The 22,343-nt window shown below is 68.5% G+C and carries 20 protein-coding genes; 5 read left to right on the forward strand and 15 right to left on the reverse strand.

Features of this window, described 5'->3' with window-relative positions; all coding sequences use genetic code 11:
* Positions 1-138 precede the first annotated feature (138 nt).
* From ahpC to EJ105_RS08270, 10 genes are all read right to left on the reverse strand, one after another.
* Positions 139-702: an alkyl hydroperoxide reductase subunit C gene (ahpC, locus tag EJ105_RS08225; RefSeq protein ID WP_024279157.1), complete on the reverse strand. Its 564-nt coding sequence runs from the start codon at positions 700-702 to the stop codon at positions 139-141.
* A 303-nt stretch (positions 703-1,005) separates the two neighbouring features.
* Positions 1,006-1,455 (reverse strand): MarR family winged helix-turn-helix transcriptional regulator, encoded by a 450-nt coding sequence (locus tag EJ105_RS08230; protein ID WP_250166148.1) that lies wholly within the window; start codon positions 1,453-1,455, stop codon positions 1,006-1,008.
* Between the two features lie 132 nt (positions 1,456-1,587).
* Positions 1,588-2,292, reverse strand: a complete 705-nt coding sequence (locus EJ105_RS08235; protein WP_024279159.1) for an ABC transporter ATP-binding protein — start codon at positions 2,290-2,292, stop codon at positions 1,588-1,590.
* Positions 2,289-3,071, reverse strand: coding sequence for an ABC transporter ATP-binding protein (locus tag EJ105_RS08240; RefSeq protein ID WP_029558415.1), 783 nt, complete (start codon positions 3,069-3,071; stop codon positions 2,289-2,291). Before EJ105_RS08240 ends, EJ105_RS08235 begins: the two co-directional genes overlap by 4 nt.
* The gene (locus EJ105_RS08245; RefSeq protein WP_250165955.1) at positions 3,071-4,954 is read right to left on the reverse strand and encodes an ABC transporter permease; all 1,884 of its coding nucleotides are present in this window, start codon (positions 4,952-4,954) and stop codon (positions 3,071-3,073) included. Before EJ105_RS08245 ends, EJ105_RS08240 begins: the two co-directional genes overlap by 1 nt.
* Positions 4,955-5,264: 310 nt before the next feature.
* The gene (locus EJ105_RS08250; RefSeq protein WP_250165956.1) at positions 5,265-6,461 is read right to left on the reverse strand and encodes an ABC transporter substrate-binding protein; all 1,197 of its coding nucleotides are present in this window, start codon (positions 6,459-6,461) and stop codon (positions 5,265-5,267) included.
* Positions 6,462-6,513: 52 nt separating this feature from the next.
* Entirely contained in the window at positions 6,514-7,098 is a 585-nt protein-coding gene (locus tag EJ105_RS08255; protein ID WP_250165957.1) for an amino acid synthesis family protein, read from the reverse strand.
* Entirely contained in the window at positions 7,095-7,679 is a 585-nt protein-coding gene (locus tag EJ105_RS08260) for an amino acid synthesis family protein (RefSeq protein WP_029558411.1), read from the reverse strand. The genes EJ105_RS08255 and EJ105_RS08260 overlap by 4 nt, the downstream gene beginning before the upstream one ends.
* Positions 7,672-8,592, reverse strand: coding sequence for a UPF0280 family protein (locus EJ105_RS08265; RefSeq protein WP_250166149.1), 921 nt, complete (start codon positions 8,590-8,592; stop codon positions 7,672-7,674). The genes EJ105_RS08260 and EJ105_RS08265 overlap by 8 nt, the downstream gene beginning before the upstream one ends.
* Before the next feature lie 58 nt (positions 8,593-8,650).
* The gene (locus EJ105_RS08270) at positions 8,651-10,132 is read right to left on the reverse strand and encodes a 6-hydroxynicotinate reductase (RefSeq protein ID WP_250165958.1); all 1,482 of its coding nucleotides are present in this window, start codon (positions 10,130-10,132) and stop codon (positions 8,651-8,653) included.
* A 305-nt stretch (positions 10,133-10,437) separates the two neighbouring features.
* Here EJ105_RS08270 and EJ105_RS08275 point away from each other — a divergent pair, with 305 nt between their 5' ends.
* From EJ105_RS08275 to EJ105_RS08295, 5 genes are all read left to right on the forward strand, one after another.
* On the forward strand, positions 10,438-10,926 hold the full coding sequence (locus tag EJ105_RS08275) for a (2Fe-2S)-binding protein (RefSeq protein ID WP_250165959.1): 489 nt from the start codon (positions 10,438-10,440) through the stop codon (positions 10,924-10,926).
* On the forward strand, positions 10,923-14,471 hold the full coding sequence (locus tag EJ105_RS08280) for a molybdopterin cofactor-binding domain-containing protein (RefSeq protein ID WP_250165960.1): 3,549 nt from the start codon (positions 10,923-10,925) through the stop codon (positions 14,469-14,471). Before EJ105_RS08275 ends, EJ105_RS08280 begins: the two co-directional genes overlap by 4 nt.
* Before the next feature lie 327 nt (positions 14,472-14,798).
* Positions 14,799-15,131 carry a ferredoxin FdxA gene (gene fdxA / locus EJ105_RS08285; RefSeq protein ID WP_250165961.1) on the forward strand — a complete coding sequence of 111 codons (333 nt, stop codon included), beginning with the start codon at positions 14,799-14,801 and terminating at the stop codon, positions 15,129-15,131.
* A gap of 18 nt (positions 15,132-15,149) precedes the next feature.
* A complete protein-coding gene (locus EJ105_RS08290; RefSeq protein ID WP_029558405.1) occupies positions 15,150-15,923 on the forward strand; it encodes a ferredoxin--NADP reductase in 774 nt (257 codons plus the stop codon).
* A gap of 103 nt (positions 15,924-16,026) precedes the next feature.
* On the forward strand, positions 16,027-17,226 hold the full coding sequence (locus tag EJ105_RS08295) for an amidohydrolase family protein (protein ID WP_250165962.1): 1,200 nt from the start codon (positions 16,027-16,029) through the stop codon (positions 17,224-17,226).
* A gap of 6 nt (positions 17,227-17,232) precedes the next feature.
* On the opposite strand, the gene EJ105_RS08300 is transcribed toward EJ105_RS08295, so the two are convergent.
* From EJ105_RS08300 to EJ105_RS08320, 5 genes are all read right to left on the reverse strand, one after another.
* Positions 17,233-18,159, reverse strand: a complete 927-nt coding sequence (locus EJ105_RS08300; protein WP_250165963.1) for a DMT family transporter — start codon at positions 18,157-18,159, stop codon at positions 17,233-17,235.
* Between the two features lie 193 nt (positions 18,160-18,352).
* A complete protein-coding gene (locus EJ105_RS08305) occupies positions 18,353-19,723 on the reverse strand; it encodes a glutamate--cysteine ligase (protein ID WP_250165964.1) in 1,371 nt (456 codons plus the stop codon).
* Positions 19,724-19,897: 174 nt separating this feature from the next.
* Complete coding sequence (kdsA, locus tag EJ105_RS08310; protein WP_250165965.1) at positions 19,898-20,764, reverse strand: 3-deoxy-8-phosphooctulonate synthase; 867 nt, start codon at positions 20,762-20,764, stop codon at positions 19,898-19,900.
* A gap of 213 nt (positions 20,765-20,977) precedes the next feature.
* Positions 20,978-21,295 (reverse strand): DMT family transporter, encoded by a 318-nt coding sequence (locus tag EJ105_RS08315; protein WP_029558400.1) that lies wholly within the window; start codon positions 21,293-21,295, stop codon positions 20,978-20,980.
* A 133-nt stretch (positions 21,296-21,428) separates the two neighbouring features.
* Entirely contained in the window at positions 21,429-22,301 is an 873-nt protein-coding gene (locus tag EJ105_RS08320; protein ID WP_250165966.1) for a VOC family protein, read from the reverse strand.
* Between the last annotated feature and the right edge of the window lie 42 nt (positions 22,302-22,343).

The following is a 22,343-nucleotide window of genomic DNA, read 5'->3' on the forward strand; positions in this document are numbered from 1 at the left end:
ATCAATGAGCCGGCGGGGTACAAAAGGGCCACGTCCGCCGCTGGCCAAAGGCCGCGGCGGACGGTCGGGGCGCCTCCCTTTCGGGAGCCGGTGGGGCCTCAAGGCAAACGCCTCAAGGCCGGATCGGGTCGTAAAACCTCAGATCTTGCCGACGAGATCGAGGGAGGGCGCCAGCGTCTTCTCGCCTTCCTGCCACTTGGCAGGGCAGACCTCGCCAGGATGGGAGGCGACGTACTGGGCAGCCTTGATCTTCCGCAACAGGTCGGCGGCGTCACGGCCGATGCCCTCGGCGGTGACTTCCACGGCCTGGATGACGCCGTTCGGGTCCACCACGAAGGTGCCGCGGTCGGCGAGGCCCTGACCTTCGCGCATGACGCCGAAGTTGTTGGTGATCACGCCGGCCGGGTCGCCGAGCATGGTGTACTTCACCTTGCCGATGGTCTCGGAGGAATCGTGCCACGCCTTGTGGGTGAAGTGGGTGTCGGTGGAGACCGAGTAGATCTCGACGCCGAGCTTCTGGAACTCGCCATAGTGATCGGCCAGATCGCCCAGCTCAGTGGGGCAGACGAAGGTGAAGTCGGCCGGATAGAAGAAGAAGACGGCCCACTTGCCGGCAAGATCGGTGTCCGAAACCTGGATGAACTTGCCATCCTTGAAAGCCTGCGTCGTGAAAGGCTTGATCTTAGTATTGACGAGCGACATGGCAATTCCTCGATGGGGTGTTTGCGCTACGACGGGCCGAAGCCATCGCAGTGCAACATATGGGGGCGGATGCCATATGTGAAATAGATAAGTTACGCGATATCGATAGTCTCAATCTATCAATCAGGCCGCAGGAACCCTGATTTCGCGCAGGAAACAAGAGGTTGGCTGCCGAGAGCCCCACGGCCCGGCTGACGTTGACGCGCTGCGACAGAAGCGCGCATTTTACCATCAGCCATGGGGGAGCGCGGCCGTGCTCGCGCGGATCGAAGGCGCGTGCCGAATCCCGCCGCTGGAGGGCGCCTACCGCAACCGGTCCAGCAGCTTCAGCAGCATGGCGCGCTCGGCGGCATCCAGCGGCGCCAGCGTCTCTTCGGTGATGGCGAAGGCGTTCACGCTGGCGCGGGCAACCGCCTCCTCGCCGGCGGCGGTCAGCACCGCCACCAGCAGCCGGCCGTCCTCGGTGTCCGGGCGGGTCTCCACGAAGCCGCGGCGCACGAGGCGGTCCACCACGCCCTTGATGGTGGCGGCATCCATGGCCGTGAGGCGGCCGAGCAGGTTCTGCGAGCAGGGGCCGGTCTCGGCCAGCTTCGACAGGGCCGCCCACTGGGTCATGGTCAGGTCGTCGCCGATGCGCGCAGCGAAGATGGCGGCATGGCGCTGGCCCACCTGCCGCAGGATGAAACCCACCTGCTCGTCCAGCACATAGGGCGTGTTCGCCCGCGAGCGGCGCACGGGGCGGCGCACCTGCATGGGGGGTGTGGATTTGGGCGGTGTGGCTTTGGAGGGCGTGGCTTTCGGGGGCGTGGCATCGGCCACCTCGGGCGTTGCCACCTTCCGGGGCGCGCGGGGCGTCCGCAGGGCCTTGGGCTCCGACGCCATGGCTCAGACCGCCAGATAGGCGTCGCGGATTTCCGGATTGGCCTCCAGATCCGCGATGGTGCCGGAAAAGCGGATGCGCCCCTTCTCAATGATGTAGGCGCGATCCGAGATCAGCTTGGCGAAGTGCAAATTCTGCTCGGAGATGACCACCGAAAGCCCCTCCCCCTTCATGGCGAGGATGGCGTCGGCCATCTGCTCCACGATCTTGGGCGCCAGGCCCTCCGAGGGCTCGTCCAGCAGCACGAGGGAGGGGTTGCCCATCAGGGTGCGCCCGATGGTGAGCATCTGCTGCTCGCCGCCGCTCATCTGCCCGCCGGGGCGCTTGCGCATCTCGCCGAGGTTCGGGAACAGCTTGTAGAGCATGTCCGGCGTCCAGGTGGCGACGCCCGGGCGCGGCGCCTGTCGGCCCACCTCGAAATTCTCCTCCACCGTGAGATGGCTGAAGATGCGCCGGTCCTCCGGCACATAGCCGAGGCCGCGCCGCACGATCTCGTAGGTTGGCAGGCGCGAGACGTCGGCGCCGTCGAACATCACCGTGCCCGCGCGCTGGGGCACGAGGCCGACGATGGAGCGGAAGGTCGTGCTCTTGCCCGCCCCGTTGCGGCCGAGCAGCGCCACCACCTCGCCGGCGCCGATCTCGAGGCCCACGTCGTAGAGGATATGGGCGGGGCCGTAGTGGCTGTTGAGGTTCGAGACCTGAAGTTTCATGCCGCAGTCCCCTCGCGGTGCCGTGCGTCGTAGAGCAGCCCTTCGCCGAGATAGATGGCGCGGACTTGCGGGTCGCGCCGCACCTCGGCCGGGGTGCCGCGGGCGATGAGCTGGCCGCGGTTGAGCACCATCACCTCGTCGGCGTGCTCGAACACCACGTCCATGTCGTGCTCGGTGAAGAGCACGCCGATGCCCTTGGCGCGGGCGATCTCGGCGGTGAGGCGCATCAGCTCCACCCGCTCGCGCGGCGCCATGCCGGCGGTGGGCTCATCCATGAGGAGGAGGCGCGGCTCATTGGCCAGCGCCACCGCCAATTCCAAGCGCTTGAGGTCGCCATAGGCCAGCTCGCCGCACGGCCGCTCCGCCTGCGTGGTGAGGCCGACGAGGGCGAGCAGCGCATCCGCCTCCGCCCGGCAGGCCGCGCCAGCGAAGCCGAACACGCGGGAGATGCGCCCGTGGAAGGAGAGGAGCGCCACCTGCACGTTCTCGCGCACCGTCATGGAGGCGAAGGTGGCGGTGATCTGGAAGGTACGGCCGACGCCGAGCCGCCACACGGCGCGCGGCGGCAGGCCCTTGATGTCCCGGCCCTCGATCAGAACCGTGCCGGCATCGGGCGGGATCTGGCCGTTCAGCATGTTGAAGCAGGTGCTCTTGCCCGCCCCGTTGGGTCCGATGAGGGCGAGCATCTGCCCCGCTTCCACCGTGAAGGACACGCCCCGCACGGCATGGACGCCGCCATAGGACTTCATCAGGTCTTTGACTTCGAGCAGCGGGCTCATCACGCGGCCTCAGCTTTGGTGGCGCCAACGGTTGCGCCGTTGCCCTTGCGGGGCCAGCGGTGGCGCAGATCCTCGATGAAGCCCACGACCCCCTTGGGAAACGCGAGCACGATGACGACGATGACGCCGCCCAGCACCAGCTTGGAGAGATCGGTCTGGCTCATCAGCCAGATGGCCAGCGCCTTGTAGAGCACCGCACCCACCACCGCGCCGGAGACCGTCTCCACGCCGCCGAGCAGCACCATCACGAGCCCGTCCACCGAGGTGGGAATGGCCATGTAGTCCGGAAACACCGAGCCCTTGAGGAAGGCGAACAGCGCACCCGCCAGCCCGGCGAAGGTGCCGGCGACGATGAAGGCGGCCCACTGCATCCGCTGCCGGTTGAGGCCGATGGCCTCCGAGCGCAGCGCGCTGTCACGCACCGCCCTCAGCCCATAGCCGAACGGCGAGAACACCAGCATCCTGAGCACGCCGACACCCACCACCGCGATGCCCAGCGCCAGCCAGAAGAAGCCCGCCGGTCGCGAGGCCCACGTCGCCGGCCAGATGCCGAGCAGGCCGTTGTCGCCGCCGGTCACGTCCACCCACTGGAAGGCGATGGACCAGGCGATCTGCGCGAAGGCCAGCGTTAGCATGGCGAAATAGACGCCCGAGAGCCGCACGCAGAACCAGCCGAACAGCACCGCCCCGGCGAGGCCCAGGAGCGGCCCGACGATGAGCGCCGCCTCCATGGGCGCGCCCATGTATTTGACGAGGAAGGCCGCGCCATATGCGCCGAGGCCGAAATAGGCGGCATGGCCGAACGAGGCGAGGCCGCCCACCGTCATCATGAAATGCAGGCTCGCCGCGAACAGCACGTAGATGAGGATTTCCGCGCCCACCGTGAGGGCATAATTGCCGAGGAAGAAGGGCAGCGCAGCCACCGCGACCACCACCAGCGCCACGCCGGCCCGCTCAACTTGCGTGAACGGGCGCCAGGGCCGGATGGTGAGGCCGGCGGCGGCGCGGGGGGCGCTTTCCGGCTTGCCGAACAGGCCCCAGGGCCGCACCACCAGAACCACCGCCATCACCAGGAACACGGTGATGAGCGAGATCTGCGGCAGGATGAGAATGCCGAAGGCGTTCAGCTCCGCGACGATGATGGCCGCCACGAACGCCCCGAACACCGATCCGAGGCCGCCGATGACCACCACCACGAACACTTCCACGATGATGGAGAGGTCCATGGCATGGGTCACAGTGGTGCGGGGGATCTGCAGCGCGCCACCCAGCGCGGCGAGGAAAACGCCCAGCGCGAACACGCCGGTGAACAGCCATTTCTGGTTCACGCCCAGCGCCGCGACCATCTCGCGGTCCTGCGTCGCGGCGCGCACCAGCACGCCCCACCGGGTTTTGTGGAACAGCAGCCACAGGATGCCGAGCACCACCGGGCCGAGGGTCATCATGAACAGGTCGTAGGTCGGCACCATGCGGCCGAACAGGCTGATGGCGCCGGTGAAGCCGGGGGCGCGCGGGCCGAGCAGGTCTTCCGGCCCCCAGATCACCACCACGAGGTCCTGCACCATCAGCGTCACGCCGAAGGTGGCGAGGAGCTGGAAGAGTTCGGGCGCCTGATAGATGCGCCGCAGCAGCACCATCTCCATCAGCGCGCCGAGCAAAGCGACGATGATCGCCGCGGCGACGATGGCGCCCCAGAAGCCGAACGGGCCGGCAAAGCGCGTCGTCAGCGTGTAGGCCACATAGGCGCCCAGCATGTAGAAGGCGCCATGGGCGAAGTTCACGATGCGCGTGACGCCGAAGATGATCGACAGCCCCGACGCCACCAGAAACAGCGACGCGGCGCTGGCGAGCCCGCTCAGGGCCTGGACCAGAAGAAATTCCACGGCTTCAGCCTCTCGTTCACCTGCTGGAAGTTTTGATCTTTTTGGGCCACCCGCCGTCGAGGGCGGGGGCCGAATGCGGGGGCGGCTGACTGGCGCCGCCCGCGCTTTGTTCAAGCATTCGGTCCGTCATGCCCGGGCTTGTCCCGGGCATCCACGTCGGGCCGCAGGAATAATCCTGCGAAGGAAATACCCGGCCGGACCACGTGGATGGCCGGAACCCGCATGTTTGCGGGTTCCGTTTTTGAGGGCGGAAGTCGGCAACAGCCGACTTCCGGGACAAGCCCGGCCATGACGGGCGGAAAAATCCGCCTCAGTTCGCCGGACGCAGCTTCGCGGCCTCAGCCTCGGGCGGCAGGTAGTCGGCGCCGGGCTTGAACTGGAAGTTCACCATGATGCCCTGCCCGTCCTTCTGCGAGGTCGTGCCGATATAGGCGCCCATGGTCGACTGGTGGTCGGCCGCGCGGTAGACCACATCGCCGAAGGGAGTGGAGACCTTGAGGTTCTTCATCGCCTTGAGAAGGCCGGCGGTGGAGTAGTCGTCGGTCGCCTTCAGCGCCGCGGCGATGGACTTCACCGTGGAGTAGCCGACGATGGAGCCGAGGCGCGGATAGTCCTTGTGGAGCTGCTGGTAGGCGTCGAGGAAGGCCTGATGCTCGGTGGTCTTGATGCCGTACCAGGGATAGCCGGTGACGATCCAGCCCTCGGGGGTCTCGGTCTTCAGCGGGTCGAGATATTCCGGCTCGCCGGTGAGATAGCTGACCACCACGCGGTTCTTGAAGATGCCGCGGGTGTTGCCCTCACGCACCAGCTTCACGAGGTCGCCGGCGAAGGTGGCGTTGAGGATGGCCTCGGGATTGGCGGCGTCGATGGCCTGGAGCACCGGGCCGGCGTCGATCTTGTTCAGCGGCGGCCACTGCTCGGCCACGAACTCCACGTCCGGCTTGCGCTTCTTCAGGAGTTCCTTGAACACCGCGACGAAGGACTGGCCGAACTCGTAGTTGGGGGCGATGGTCGCCCAGCGCTTGGCCGGGAGCTTCGCCGCCTCTTCCGCCAGCATGGCGGCCTGCATGTAGTTCGAGGTGCGCAGGCGGAAGGTGTAGTCGTTGCCCTTGGACCAGACGAGCGCGTCGGTGAGCGGCTCGGCGGCCAGGTACATCACCTGCTTCTGCTTGGCGAAGTCGGCGAGCGCGAGGCCGACATTGGAGAGGAAGCCGCCGGCGATCATCACAACGCCGTCGCGCGAGACCAGCTCGTTGGCGGCGGTGAGCGCATCGGCCGGCTTGCCGCCATCGTCCTTGGAGATGATGACGAGCTTCTTGCCCTTGATGCCGCCGGCATCGTTCACTTCCTTCAGCGCCAGATCCATCCCCTTGCGATAGGGATCGAGGAAGGCGGGCAGCGCCGAATAGGAATTGATTTCGCCTACCTTGATCTCGCCCTGCTGCGCCCGCGCCCCGCCTGCGGCGAGGAGGAGAGCGGCGAGGGATGCCGCGACCAGCTTCTTCATGTCCATTCCCCTTTTATGATGTCCCATGAACCGTCCGCGCGCGGGGCGTGGCCTATCTCAGCCCGTCCTCGCCCTTGATCTCGTCCTTCTTCAGCCCGCCGACGCGCGGCAGCGGACGTCCGGAATCCGTGACCGCCACAGCAACCACGATCTCGTTGGCGCGCGGGGCATCCGACACGCTCACGATCATGCCGTCGAAATGGCTGCGCACGAAGGCCGCATCCTTATGGCCGAGCGGGATGTCGAGATCCGCCCCGAGGCCGCCCCGCCGCTTGGATGAGGGGATGAGCGCCGCACCCTTGCCGAGCACCGCGCGCACCGGCGCCCCCATCTTGGGGTGCAGCAGGGCCGCAGCGTGCTCCAGCTCGCCATTCTCGCCCACCAGCGCCGCCTTGCCGTAGCTCTCGGCGGAAGGCCCCTCGATGCCGAGGGCCTCCACCGCCTTCTGCGTCAGAAGCCCGCCCAGCTCCTCGCCCATGGCGATGAGGTCGGAAAGGTCTTCCACATAACGGCCGGCAAACGGATTCTCGATCACCGCGATGGCCGCCGCCCGCCGGGTGGGCGGGGAGACGGGGCGGCCCATCTCGGTCTGCGTCTCTTCGACGATGGTGACGATCTTGCGGATGTTGGCGCTCATCGCAGGCCGTCCTCGCCCTTGATGGCTTCCGCCGCGAGGCCGCCGACGCGGGCATGGACGCGCGGGCCGCAGGTCATGACCAGCACGAGGGCGATCTCGTCGGCCTTGGGGGCATCGGACACGCCCACTTCCATGGCGTCGAAATGCGAGCGCACGTAGGAGGCGTTCACATGGGTCACCGGCACGTCGAGCCGCGTGCCCGGCCCGCCCACCTTCTTGGTGGAGGGCACGATGGCCTTGGCATCGCCCAGCGCCTCGCGCATGGCGTAGCCGCCCGGCACGTGCCAGAGAGCGCCGTGCTCGATCTCGCCGGCGGCGCCGACGATGGCGCCCTTGCCGTAGCCGTCGATCGCCTTGGCGTCGCCGCCGAGGGCCGCGAGCAGTTCCTTGGCCATGGCCGCGCCCAGCGGCTTCAGGTCTTCCATGAAGCCGGCGATGTCTTCCACATAGCGGCCGGCGAACGGGTTCTCGATCACCGTCACGATGGCGCCGCGCTTGCGCGGGGTGGCTGCGGCGGGGCCGCCCTCGTGGAAGATCTCCTCCAGAATGCGGACCTGCTTGCGGATCTTGACCTCAGGCATGGGCGACGCCTCTTTCTTGTTCTGCGGCAAGGGAAATCGGACGGGATGACAGGGGTGCATCCCCCACCGGACAGGTGGAGACGCTGGCGCCCTGCAGATGCAGCGCGGCGGCGGTGATGAGGCCGCGCGCCACCAGCGCGCCGGCGCAGGCGAGGCCTTCGGCCAGCGCCTCGTCCCGCTCGGCGGGTGTCAGTTCAGGCACGTGGCGCGTCACTTTCAGCAGGCCGAGGTCGCTGTCGGGCAGCACCTCGCGCGCCGGGACGCGGACGATACCGGGATGGCCCGGCAGGTTCACCGCATTGGCGATGACGGTCGCCGCCGCATCCGCCGCCGCCGCGCTGGGCGCGAGCACGGTCACGGCATCGGCGATGCCGAGGGAAAAGCTGCGCCCGCGCCAGCCCGAGGTGGCGATGCCGCGCACCGGGCCGTCCGCCGTGATGCGGGCTGAACCGACCACGCGGGGGCGGTCCGGCCGGTCCACGATGCCCGCCACCAGCTCGGCGCCGGGCGAGAGATAGAGCGCGATGTCGCCGCCATTGTTGACGAAGGCGCGGGTGAGGCCGGGCCGCACCATGGCGGCGAGCACCTCCTCCGCCACGGCGCCTGCGACGGCGGCCATGGGGGTGATGAAACCAGCGCGCGCATGGGGCGACACCGCCGCCCACATGCGCCGCGCCACCGGACCCTGAAGGGGGCAGGGCCCGGGATGGGCAGGCCGGCGGAGCAGGGAGAGTTCGCCGCACAACGTGTCCAGAAGGCCTGCGAGGCGTTCGGTCGCCGCGCCATAGGCGGCGGCCACCACATCCGCCGGGCCATCGGCCTCGATAACGAGGTCGATGGGGCCGTCGTTCAGATGCAGCCGACGCCCGTCCGCCAGAAGCCCCGCCTGCGGCAGGCGCCGCTGCACCGGCATCGCGGGCGTCGCGACGCGGGGCGCTGGAGCGGGGATGTCGGCGGGGCGCAGCATGGTCTCAGCCCTGCGACCGGGCCGCCAACGGCCACGGAATATCGGAGAAGGGCGCCATCTCGCGCACCGCCTCACGCTCGATCACCGAGGTGGCCGGGCGCACATGGTCCATATGACCGCCCAGCGCCGCATAGGCGGCGAGCGGCAAGGTGAACTCGATGGGCGCCACCAGCGCCGGGGTCGGCACGTAGCCGAAGCCGTTCTCCGGCACGCGGGTGACATCCACCATGAAGGTGATGCCGCCGCCCGGCCAGACATAGACAGGCGCGCCGCCACAGGTGACGCGGGTGATGGAATCCTTCACCGAGCGGGTGAGCCGCACCGGATTTTCCGTCACCCCCGCGCGCAGTGAGCCGCCCGCGCCGGCCATGAACAGCACGGAGGAGAGCGCCGGCTCGCAATTCTCGCGGATGCGCTCCACCGAGGGATAGAGATCGGCGGGGACCTCGGTCTCCACGGGCACCAGATGCTCGTCGAGAACGTAATAGCCGTAGTGCTCGCCGGTGGTGGACACCAGCAGCAGCCGCAGGCCGGGCCACGCCAGCTTGGCGTCGAATGGGGAGAGGATGGAGAGCGGATCGGAAATGTTGGTGCCGCCCCAGCCGAGGCCCGGCTCGGCCACCTGGAAATAGCGGCCGGGGGTGGAGCGGCGCCCCTTCATGCGGATGCCGGTGTCGCGGATGCCCAAGAGCTTGCCGGCCTGATGCTCGGAGAGGACGCCGGTGATGTGGTCGTCCACCACCACCACCTCGTCCACCTTGCCGTGCCACTGCTTGGCGAACATGCCGATGGTGGCGGAGCCGCAGCCCACCCGCATGCGCGCCTCCTCGGCGCCGTTGACGATGGGCGGCCGGCCGGCCTGCACCACGAGGGTGGCGCCCCCGTCGATGGCGAGTTCCACGGCCTTGCCGTTGCACAGCTCCAGCAGCGCCTCGCAGGTGACGCGGCCTTCCTTCTTGGAGCCACCGGTGAGGTGATGCACGCCGCCGAGCGACAGCATCTGCGAGCCGTATTCCGAGGTGGTGACATGGCCCACCGCCTCGCCGTCCACCCGGACCGCCGACTGCTCGGGGCCGAGGAAGCGATCGGTGTCGATCTTCACCTTCGCGCCAGCGTAGCTGAAGATGCCCTCGGTGACGACGGTCACCATGTCCACGCCGTCCACCTCGGCGGAGACGATGAAGGGCGCGGGCTTGTAATCGGGATAGGTGGTGCCAGAGCCCACGGCGGTGACGAAGGACTCACCGCCCGAGACAAGCCGCCCATCCCAGTCGCCGCCGCGATCGAAGGGCACGACCTTGCCGCCCTGCGCCAGCGTGCGGTCGAGGACGATGTGGGGATCAACGCGGATCAGTTCGCCGTCGCGGTTGGCGTAGCGGTCGCAGGCGCCGGTGAGGCCGGGCCGGATGTAACACATGACCGGGCACGCATCGCAGCGGATCTTGTCATCCTCGGCGCGGGCGGTGATGGTGGACTCTTCGGCCATGGGACCCCGGCTCCGGCCCCGCGTCGGGGGCATCCGATTTCATATGTACACTAATGAAAATCGCGTCGGCCCCGAGTGTCAAGCACAAGGAACGGGCAGGCCGCACGAAGAGGCAGCATTGCTGTCATTCTTTTGCACTTGCAGCATTTTTTCGCCGTCTCCGCGCTTGGGGCGGCGGCCGGGAGCCTGTGTTTTGAGCGTCCCGCGCGCTTGACGCTCGATCATTAGTATAGAAACAATCCACTCTGTGGCGGGCCGGTCCCGGTCCCGGTTTCTTGCGGCAAAGGCTGAGCGGTTCCTTCGAGATGTCCGCCCCCATCCTACTCCAGGTCAATGGCGAAACCCACGCCTTCGCGTTGCCGCGCGAGACGCCGCTGATCTACGTGCTGCGCAACGACCTCGGGCTGAACGGCCCCAAGTTCGGCTGCGGCCTCGGGGAGTGTGGCGCCTGCACGGTGCTGATGGATGGCCGCGCCACGCGCTCCTGCGTCACCACGCTGGGCACGGCCGAGGGGCGCGCGGTGACGACGCTGGAGGGGCTCGCGACGCAGGGCACGCTGCACCCGGTGCAAGCGGCCTTCATCGCCGAGCAGGCGGCCCAGTGCGGCTATTGTCTCAACGGCATGATCATGACCACGGTCGCTTTCCTCGCGCGCAATCCCTCCCCGACCGAGGCAGAGGCCCGCGCGGCGCTGCGCTACAACCTGTGCCGTTGCGGGACGCATGTGGAGATCCTGCGCGCGGTCCTGCGCGCCGCTGCCGGCTCCGACGAGAGCATGGAGGCCCAGCCGTGAGCGAGCCGCGGCCCGATCCCGCGGCGCTGCTCGCCGCCACCGGCAATCTCGCCATCCTGCGGCCGGCGCAGGTGGTGCACGGCCTCGTGCCGAGCGCGGCGCCGAAGGACGGTGCCCTCGACCTGTTCCTGCTGGTGGACGATACCGGCACCGTCACCGCCTTCAACGGCCACGTGGACCTCGGCACCGGCATCCGCACGGCGCTGGCCCAGATCGTCGCCGAGGAGCTGGATGTGGCGCTCGATCGCGTCACCATGGTGCTCGGCCATACCGGCGTCGCGCCGAACCAGGGCGGCACCATCGCCTCCGATTCCATCCAGGTCTCGGCCCGCCCGCTGCGCCACGCGGCGGCACAGGCCCGCGCCCATCTGGTGGCGCTCGCGGCCAAGGCATTGGGCATTCCGGCGGACGAGCTGGAGGTTGAGGAGGGCATCGTCCGCCCCAGGGACGGGCGTAACACCGGCCTCTCCTATGCAGACCTGCTCAAGGGCCGCGCCGACCGTCTGATGCTCCATCAGGAAACCGCGGTGAAGCCGGCGAGCGAGCACCGCATCGTCGGCCGCCGCGTGCCGCGGGTGGATATTCCAGCCAAGGCGACGGGCACCTTCACCTATGTCCACGACGTGCGCGTGCCGGGCATGCTGCACGGCCGCGTGGTGCGCCCGCCCTATGCCGGCATCGATGCCGGCCCGTTCGTGGGCAAGAGCCTGATCCGGGTGGACGAGCACTCCGTCGCCCATGTTCCGGGCGTGGTAGCGGTCGTCACCATGGGCGACTTCATCGGCGTCGTCGCCGAGCGCGAGGAGCAGGCGGCCGAGGCGGCCCGCGTGCTGAAGACCGAATGGCGCGACACCCCTGCCCTGCCCGACCTCTCCCGCACCGAGGAAGCCCTGCGCGGGGCCGAGAAGGCCAAGACCCGCCTCCTCCACGAGCAGGGCAACCTCGACACCGCCCGCGCAGACGCCGCGCAGGTGCTGGAGGCGACCTATGTCTGGCCCTACCAGATGCACGCCTCCATCGGCCCCTCCTGCGCCGTCGCCGACGTGCGCGAGGACAGCGCGACCATCTGGGCGGGCACGCAGAACCCCTATTGGCTGCGCACCGACATCTCCCTGCTGCTCGGCCTGCCTGAGGAAGACATCGAGATCGTCCGCTTCGAGGCGGCGGGCTGCTATGGCCGCAACTGCGCGGATGATGTGGCGGCCGACGCCGCCTTGCTCTCCCGCGCCGTAGGGCGGCCGGTGCGGGTGCAACTCACCCGCGAGCAGGAGCACGCCTGGGAGCCCAAGGGCGCCGGCCAGCTCATGGAGGTGAAGGGCGGCATCAACGCCGACGGCACGCCCGCTTTCTACGACTTCCTCACCCGCTACCCCTCCAACGCCGCCGTCACGCTGGCGCTGCTGCTCACCGGCCGCGTGCCGGCGGACAATCCCGTCTACGAGATGGGCGACCGCACGGCGATCCCACCCTATGCCTATGACGTGATGCGCGTGGCGGTGGATGACGTGGCGCCCATCGTGCGTGCCTCCTGGCTGCGCGGCGTCTCGGCGCTGCCCAACAGCTTTGCCCACGAGAGCTATGTGGATGAGCTGGCCGCCGCCGCCGGTGTCGATCCGGTGGATTATCGCCTGCGCCACCTCCACGACCCGCGCGCCGTGGACCTCGTGAAGGCCACCGCCGAGCGCGCCGGCTGGCAGAAGCGCACCGGTCCCCGGCAGGAGGTGGTGGAGGGCGACATCGTGCGCGGGCAGGGCTTCGCCTATGCCCTCTATGTCCACTCCAAATTCCCCGGCTACGGCGCCGCATGGTCCGCCTGGGTGGCGGATGTGGAGGTGAACACCGCGACCGGCGACGTGGCGGTGAAGCGCGTCACCGTGGGCCAGGATTCCGGGCTGATGATCAACCCGGCCGGCATCGAGCACCAGATCCACGGCAACGTCATCCAGTCCACCTCCCGCGCGCTCAAGGAGCAGGTGACCTTCGACGAGCAGGCGGTGACAAGCCGGGAGTGGGGCGCCTACCCCATCCTCACCTTCCCGGAAGTGCCCGTCATCAACGTGGTGCTGATGCCCCGGCCGGACGATCCGCCTTTGGGCTCGGGCGAATCCGCCTCGGTGCCCAGCGCGGCGGCCATCGCCAATGCCATCTTCGACGCCACCGGCGTGCGCCTGCGCGAACCGCCCTTCACGCCCGACCGCGTGCGCGCGGCTTTGGCCGGCGAGGCGCCGCCCCGCCCGGTGAAGGAGAAGACGCGCAAGCCGTGGCTCGCCATGGCGGGCGCCGCGCTGGCCGGTGCCTTGGGCATGGCGACGCTGGCGCTGCCCATTCGCGGCGCCATCGCGCCCATCGCCCCGCCTGATCCTTCGGCTTTCTCCGCCGACATGATCGCCCGCGGCAAGGTGCTGGCTGCGCTGGGGGATTGTGCGGTCTGCCATACGGCGAACGGCGGCATCGCCAATGCCGGCGGACAGCCGCTGCACACGCCCTTCGGCACGGTCTATTCCACCAATCTGACGCCGGATGCTGAGACGGGCATCGGCACATGGTCCTATGCCGCCTTCGAGCGCGCCATGCGCGAGGGCATCGGGCGGGACGGGCGGCACCTCTACCCCGCCTTCCCCTACACCGCCTTCAGCCGCATCAGCGATGCCGACATGCAGGCGCTTTACGCCTTCCTCATGTCCCAGCCGGCGGTGACGGCGGCACCGCCCGAAAACCGGATGACCTTCCCCTTCAATATCCGCCCGCTGATGGCCGGCTGGAACATGCTGTTCCACCGCCCCGGCCAGCTTCAGGCGGAGCCGGCGCAGTCTCCGCAGTGGAACCGGGGGCGCTACCTCGTGGAAGGCCTCGGCCATTGCGGCGCGTGCCATACGCCGCGCAATGCGCTGGCGGCAGAAAAGGGCGGCGCGGCCTACCTTGCCGGCGGCTTCGCCGATGGCTGGGAGGCGCCGGCACTGACGGAGCTGTCCAAGGCGCCCATTCCGTGGACCGAGGACGAGCTGTTCACCTATCTGCGCACCGGCTTCTCCCGCTTCCACGGCACCGCCGCCGGCCCCATGGCGCCGGTGGTGCATGCGCTGTCCGAAGTGCCGGATGCCGACGTGCGCGCCATGGCGGTCTATCTCGCCTCGCTTTCGGGCCCCGCCATCGCCGATCCGGTCGCGGCGGCGGCGACGTTGGAAGCCAAGGCCGAAGCCTCTCTCCGCCCCATGGACACGGTGGGCGGCCGCCTCTTCGCCGGCGCCTGCGCCGCCTGCCATGCGCCGGAGGGGCCGACCCTGTTCGGCGCGCGGCCGGCGCTGGCGCTGAATACCAATGTCCATGCGGCGCGGCCCGACAATCTCATCCGCGTCATCCTCGAAGGCATCCCCAAGCCCGCCGTCCCGGAGCTGGGCGACATGCCCGCCTTCCGCGACAGCCTCAATGATGCGCAGGTGGCCGACCTCGTCCGCTACATGCGCGCCAAGTTCGCGCCGGATGCTCCCGCATGGGAGGGGCTTGAGGGCACGGTGGCGCGGCTGAGGGCGGCGCCGACGCATTAGGGTCGGGCGGGTTGGACGGCGACGTTACTCTATCTCTCCGCCGTCATGCCCGGGCTTGTCCCGGGCATCCACGTCGTTCCGATGGCCCAATGATCCCAGAGAGGTTCCCAGCCGTTCCGCGTGGATGGCCGGGACAAGCCCGGCCATGACGACGGGGCAGTTGGCCCCCGCGATGACCTTGCCCGTCATCAGCCTCCCCTCCCCTGCCCAAAATATCCCGCCTCGCTGCCCAAAAGACCCGCATCCTGCCCGTGACAAGCCGTTGACAGCCTTCGCGGCCCGACTCTATTTTCATTTGTACACAAACAATATGCCGAGGGCGTTCCCATGGCCTATGTCGTCACCGAGGGCTGCATCCGCTGCACCTACATGGATTGCGTCGCGGTGTGCCCGGTGGATTGCTTCTATGCCGGCGCGAACATGCTGGTGATCCACCCGGACGAGTGCATCGACTGCGGCGTCTGCGAGCCGGAATGCCCGGCGGCGGCCATCTTCCCGGACAGCGACCCGCGCGCCGCCGAATGGGCCGCCCTCAATGCCCAATACGCGGCAGTGTGGCCCAACATCACCGAGAAGGGTCCGCCGCCGACCGATGCCGATGCCTGGAAGGACACGCCGGACAAGCGCGCCCTCCTCTCCGCCGATCCTGCCAGCCTCTAGAACCGCCCCGAGACCACCATGAGCAATTTCTTCGAGGAGCAGGTGCTCAGCGTCCACCACTGGACCGATCGCCTGTTCAGCTTCACCACCACCCGCGATCCCGGCTTCCGCTTCCGCACCGGCGAATTCACCATGATCGGCCTGAAGGTGGACGGCCGTCCGCTGCTGCGCGCCTATTCGGTGGTGAGCCCGGCCTGGGCGGAGACGCTGGAATTCTTCTCCATCAAGGTGCCCAACGGCCCCCTCACCTCCCGCCTCCAGCACATCCAGGTGGGCGACGCCATCACGGTGGGCCGCAAGGCCACCGGCACGCTGGTGATGGACAATCTTCTGCCCGGCAAGAACCTCTATCTCCTCGGCACGGGCACCGGCCTTGCGCCCTTCCTCTCGGTGATCCGCGATCCCGAGACCTACGAGCGCTTCGAGAAGGTGGTGCTGGTGCACGGCTGCCGGCATGTGGCCGACCTCGCCTACGAGGATCTGATCACCAAGGAACTGCCGGCCCACGAATTCCTCGGCGAGGAGATCGCCGCCAAGCTCCTCTATTACCCGACCGTGACGCGCGAACCCTTCCGCAATACGGGCCGCATCTCCACCCTGCTGGAGAGCGGCAAGCTCTGCGCGGATGTGGGCCTGCCGCCGCTGGATGCCGCTGCCGACCGGGTGATGATCTGCGGCTCGCCGGCCATGATGGTGGACCTCAAGACGCTGCTGGAATCCCGCGGCTTCACCGAGGGCTCGGGCAGCGAGCCCGGTCATTTCGTGATCGAAAAGGCTTTCGCCGAGCGGTGAAATCCGCCCCGCGCCCGGTTTTCAGGGGCGTGGAGCGAGCGTAATCTCATATGCCTACAAACAGAAAGGCGCGCGTCGCCGCGCCCCCTCCGGAGACGAGAGCATGGCCCACGACGCGCCAACCGGTCCCGCCGGCCCCACCAAGCTGGTGATCCGCAATATCGGCCTCCTCCTCAGCGGCGACCTGACGAAGCCCATTCTGGACGCCGACACGGTGGTGGCGCTGGACGGGCGCATCACCGCCATTGGCCGCGAGAAGGACGTGGACACCGAGGGCGCGACCACCCTCATCGACGCCAACGGCACCACCCTCACCCCCGGCCTCATCGACAGCCACGTCCACCCCGTGGCGGGCGACTGGACGCCCCGGCAGAGCCAGATCAACTGGATCGATTCCTCCCTCCACGGCGGCGTCACCACCATGATCTCCGCCGGTGAGGTGCATTATCCCGGCCGCGCCCGCGACGTGGTGGGGGTGAAGGCCCTCGCCATCACCGCCCAGCGCGCGTTTTCGGCCTTCCGCCCATCGGGCGTGAAGGTCCATGCAGGTGCCCCCGTCATCGAGAACGAGATGGTGGAGGACGATTTCAAGGAGCTGGCCGCCGCCGGCGTGAAGCTGCTCGGCGAGGTCGGCCTCGGCGGCGTGAAGGATGGCCCCACCGCCCGCAAGATGGTGGGATGGGCGCGCAAGTACGGCATCCAGTCCACCATCCACACCGGCGGCCCCTCCATCCCCGGCTCCGGCCTCATCGACAAGGACGTGGTGCTGGAAGCCGACACGGACGTGGTGGGCCATATCAACGGCGGCCACACCGCGCTGCCGGACAACCAGATCCGCTGCATCTGCGAGGGCTGCAAGCGCGGCCTCGAGATCGTCCATAACGGCAACGAGCGCTCGGCCCTCTACACGCTGCGTCTCGCCCGCGAACTGGGAGAACTCCAGCGCGTCATCCTCGGCACGGATGGGCCGGCCGGCTCCGGCGTGCAGCCGCTCGGTATCCTGCGCATGGTGTCCATGCTCTCCTCCCTCGGCGAACTGCCGGCCGAAGAGGCCTTCTGCCTCGCCACCGGCAACACGGCACGGATGCGGGCGCTCGATTCCGGCCTGATCGAAGTGGGACGCGCGGCGGATTTCGTGCTGATGGACAAGGCGCAGCATTCCCCCGGCACCACGCTGCTCGACAGCGTGCGCCTCGGCGACCTGCCGGGCGTTTGCATGACCATCATCGACGGCATCGTGCGCACCCAGCGCTCGCGCAACACGCCGCCCGCCACGCGCATGCCCATTGTCGTGAGAGGCTGAGGCGCCTCACACCACGGGCGGCGCCGGGTTCGGCCGCAGCACCAGCAGCACGCCGGCGAGCACCAGCGCGATGCCGCCGGCGGACACCAGCGTCCAGTGGTAGTCCTCGAACACGGTGGAGATGGCGAGCGCCACCAGCGGGAACACCACCGTGCCATAGCCGGCGCGGTTCGGCCCGATGCGCCGCACCAGCGTGTTGTAGACGGCGAATCCCGCCAGCGTCTGCACGAGGATGAGGCAGGCAAGGGAGCCCACATAAACGGGGCTCCAGTCGAAGATGAACGGCACGCCGTGGATGAGGGCGATCACCAGCAGGATGATCATGCCGTAGAAGAAGCCCCAGGTGGTCAGCGAGGCGATGGGATATTGCCGCCGCCCGGCGATGCCGGTCAGCAGGCTGCCCACCGAGAAGGAGAGCGTTCCGGCGAGCCCCAGCGCCAGCCCTTCCCCAGCCCCGTCGATGCCGCGTCCGTCGGCGAGGCTCGGGCCGAACACCAGCGCCAGCCCCACAACGCCGGCCAGTGCCCCGCCGATGATCTGGCGGCGCAGCGGCACGCGCAGGAACAGCGCGGAGAGCACGGGAATGATGATGGCGGAGAGGGCGAAGATGACGGACATCAGCCCTGAGGGCAGATGATAGCCGGCATAATAGAAGCTGACGAAATTCAGTGAGAACAGCGTCGCGCCGAGCCCCGCGAACAGCAGATGGTCGCGCCAGCCGAAGACGAGCCGCCCGCCGGTGACGAGCACGTAGACCAGCATCACCGAACCCGCGACCAGGAAGCGCCAAACACCGGAGACCTCCGGTGCGACCACGCCCAGTTGCAGCTTCAGCGGCAGCCAGCCCGTGCCGAAGATGAGCACGCAGACCGCGTAAAGCAGAAGCTCGCGCGGGCCGAGCGGTCCGTCGGTGCGGGGCGGTGGGGCATGCATGGAGGGGAATCCGGAGGGTGATGCACCCTATGCGGTCGCCCTGCCCCCGGCAACGCGCGGCGGCCGGTGGGAAAAGCGTGAGCCGGGCCTTGCCGATCGAGGCCCTGCAAGCCCCGGTGGGCCAAGTGAAGCCCCCAGCATCAGCCATGCCCGGAACGCATGGCAGCCCTGCGCATCGACGGTGCGACGCGCCTCAGTAGGCGAGCGCGTCGAAAGCCGGCTCCACGGAGCCGTTCCACGGGCCGTGGTACAGCTCCAGCAGCTCCTCGGCCGGCACACGGCCGGAGAGCAGCGTCTGCTCCAGTGGCTCCAGGAAGCGCGTCTCGTCGCGGCCGAGCCGGTCATGGAAGCCGCGCCGCTTCAGGCCGGCCTGCGAGAGCTTGAGCACCTCTTTCGCCACGTCGCGCAATGCGCGTCCGCGAATCTCGGCCTTGAGGGCCAGACGGGGCACGTCGTCCCGCAGGGTCTGGCGCTCCTCGGCGGTCCAGTCCTTCACCAGATCCCAGGCGGCATCGAGGCTCTGCTGGTCGTAGAGCAGGCCCACCCAGAAGGCCGGCAGGGCGCAGAGGTTGATGGAGGGGCCGGCGTCCGCGCCGCGCATCTCCAGGAAGCGCTTCAGGCGCACCTCGGGGAAGATGGTGGAGAGGTGGTTGATCCAGTCGGAGAGCGTCGCCGTCTCACCCGGCAGCAGCGGATTGCGGCCGGCGAGCAGGTCGCGGAAGGAGGAGCCGGCCACGTCGATGTAATGGTCGCCGCGCTTCACGAAATACATGGGCACGTCGAGCGCGTAGTCCACATAGCGCTCGAAGCCGACCCCCTCCTCGAAGGCGAAGGGCAGCATGCCGGAGCGGGCATTGTCCGTGTCGCGCCAGATCTCGGAGCGGAAGGAGAGGAAGCCGTTGGGCTTGCCCTCGGTGAAGGGCGAGTTGGCGAAGAGGGCGGTGGCCACCGGCTGGAGCGCCAGGCCCACCCGCATCTTCTTCACCATGTCGGCTTCGGAGGAGAAGTCGAGGTTCACCTGCACGGTGCAGGTGCGGAACATCATGTCGAGGCCGAGGGTGCCCACCTTCGGCATGTAGTTGGACATGATCTTGTAGCGGCCCTTGGGCATCACCGGCGTCTCGGAGCGCGACCACTTGGGGCTCATTCCGATGGCGAGGAAGCCGATTCCGAGGGGTGTCGCCACTTCGCGCACCTGCGCGAGGTGAGCGTTCAGCTCCGAGCAGGTCTCGTGAATGGTGCGCAGCGGCGCGCCGGACAGCTCGAACTGGCCACCGGGCTCCAGCGAGATGGCCCCGCCGCCGGTCACATCCGCGAGGCCGATGATGGTCTCGCCTTCCATGATCGGCTCCCAGCCGAGCAGGGAGCGCATGCCCTCCAGAAGCTTGCGGATGCCCTTCGGCCCCTCATAGGGCACGGGCTCGTGACGGCCCATGGTGAAGGGGATCTTCTCGTGCTCGGTGCCGATCCGGAAGGACCGCTCGGGTTTCGCGCCCTCTTCCATCCAGGCGACGAGTTCGCCGCGGTCGGAAATCGGGGTCGCGTCGAGCGTGTCGCGGGCCATCAGGAAGCTCTTCAAGCGGAGGGGCGCGAGACCATACACGGCACCTCGGTCAAGGCAAGCGCATGGGGTCGGCACGGAAGGTGGCGGGGAAAGGCGGAACTTCAGGCAGGCAGAAAGGCAGGGCCGGCCCTGTTCCGCACGCCGCACCGCACGGAAGGAAGGCCAAGGTTCCGCTCAGATGGTGACGGGATTTGCTTTCGCAACCGCGTCGAACGCCTGAAGGGTGGTAATCAACGCCTCCAGCTTCGCCAGGGGCACCATATTCGGCCCGTCGGAGGGCGCCTTGTCCGGGTCCGGATGGGTCTCGATGAACACCGCCGCCACGCCGACGGCCACCGCCGCGCGCGCCAGAACCGGCACGAACTCGCGCTGACCGCCGGAGGATGTCCCCTGCCCGCCCGGCTGCTGCACCGAATGGGTGGCATCGAACACGACAGGCGCGCCGGTGGTCTTGGCCAGGATCGGCAGGCCGCGCATGTCGGAGACGAGGGTGTTGTAGCCGAAGGAGACGCCCCGCTCCGTCACCAGCACGCGGCCATTACCGGCGCCGGTGAGCTTGTTGACCACGTTCGCCATGTCCCACGGTGCGAGGAACTGGCCCTTCTTCACGTTCACCACCCGGCCCGTGCGGGCGGCGGCGACGAGAAGGTCGGTCTGGCGGCAGAGGAAGGCGGGAATCTGCAGCACGTCCACCACCTCGGCGGCAGCGGCGCACTGGTCGATCTCGTGCACGTCGGTGAGCACCGGCAGGCCGAGGCTCTCCTTGATCTCGCCGAACACCGGCAGCGCCGCCTGGAGCCCGAGGCCGCGCGCGGCTGAGAGGGACGTGCGGTTCGCCTTGTCGAAGGAGGTCTTGAAGACGAGGCCGATGTTGCGGCGCACCGCGATCTCCTTGAGCGCGGCGGCGACCTCCAGCGCATGGGCACGGCTTTCCATCTGGCAGGGGCCGGCGATGAGCGTCAGCGGCAGGGCATTGCCGAAGCGCACGGAGCCGGCCTCGACGATGCTCTGCGGGGCGACGGGCGGCGGTGCGGCGGTCATGGGCGATCCCTCAACGGCTCCGAGGATCGCCACCAGCAGACCGGAAGCGTCCTTAAGCCTCAGAATAAATTCAGCTTTCCGGCCGCCACACGGGGCGACGCTGCCGGAGCGCGCCCTTGATAGAGCATTTTCCCCATTTCGCTAAATCGCGAATGCGCGTGGTCCGGCGCTGCGCGCAGGCCGGACCACGCAAAAGCCGATCGGGAAGGCCGTTCAGGGCGTGACCAGCTTGAGCCCGACAATGCCGGCGGCGATGAGGCCGATGGAGGCGAGGCGCAGCAGGTCGGTCGATTCGGAGAAGAACAGGATGCCGGCGACCGCCGTGCCGACGGTGCCGATTCCCGCCCATACCGCATAGGCGGTCCCGATGGGGATCCCCCGGAGCGCGAGGGACAGGAGCAGCAGGCTCACCCCGATGGCGCCAAGCGTGAACAGGCTCGGCCACAGCCGGGTAAACCCTTCCGATTGCTTCATTCCGATGGCCCACGCGATTTCGGTGAGGCCGGCGATGAACAGATAGACCCATGCCATGGGCAGACACCACGAGAGGCGGGGTCGTCCCCGCCGCGCGACAAGAAGGGAGCACGGTCGTCCGTGCCCGGGGGCGGTGACCTCCGCCCTACCTCATGTAATAGATTTTTCCTGAGAGTGAAACCGATGCGGTTCAGCCCGGTGTCAACTCGAACACCAGCGTGGCGCCCAGCGCAGCGCGGGGCGGCACGACCACGATGCCCTCAATGGTCTCTTCCACCATGCGGCGCGCGGCCAGCGAGCGGCGCAGCTCCGGCGCACCGGGCGTCGAGAACCGCACGGCAGCGAGGCGCAGGCCCGGCCCACCCGGCGCCGGCACGCCATAGCGCTCGGTGAACAGTTCGCGGGACATGACGTCGATGGAACCGCGCGGCGTCTGCGCCACGTACCAGGCATCGAGCGCGCGCTGAACCTGACAGCCGGAGAAAGTTTCGAGAAACGCCTGATGCTCGGCCGGCGCATCGGCCACCAGCACCACGCCGGCGACGCCCGTCACCTGATTGGAATGGCGCTGAAGGTCCGGCGACCAGAAATTCTCGGGATTGAGCTGGGTGCAGGCGAAGGCGCCGAAGTCCGGGCTGGCGGGATCGCGGGCGAAGGCGAGGCGGAAGCCCACGTCCACTTCCTGCCCGTCCGGCCGGCGCGCCTTGCGGGCGAAATCGAAGATGTCGAAGCCGCCGAAGCCGTCCGCATCGAAGGCGGCCTTCTCGTGGGTCGCGTCCGAGCCCTCCAGCACCAGCATGGAGAGGCCTTCGCCCATGCGGGCGAGGAAATCCTGATTGAAGGCGCCGAAGGAGAAGGCCTCGCCCTGCGCGGCGGGAATCTTGTCGGGCTCGACGATCTGCAGCAGCTCGATGAAGAAGCCGGGCGTCTGGATGATGCGGTTTTCCGTGCCCCACGGGTGGCGATTGCGGGCACCCACGGTGAAGCCCAGGAGGTCGTAGATTTCGCCAGCTGCGTCGAGATCGCGGACGAGGTGCACAACGTGGTCGAGGCCGCGTCGCATGGCTTCTCCTCTCATCGGGCCGATGCTGCGACCCCATCGGGC

This window comes from Xanthobacter aminoxidans, from assembly GCF_023571765.1.
Classification (GTDB): Bacteria; Pseudomonadota; Alphaproteobacteria; order Rhizobiales; family Xanthobacteraceae; genus Xanthobacter; species Xanthobacter aminoxidans.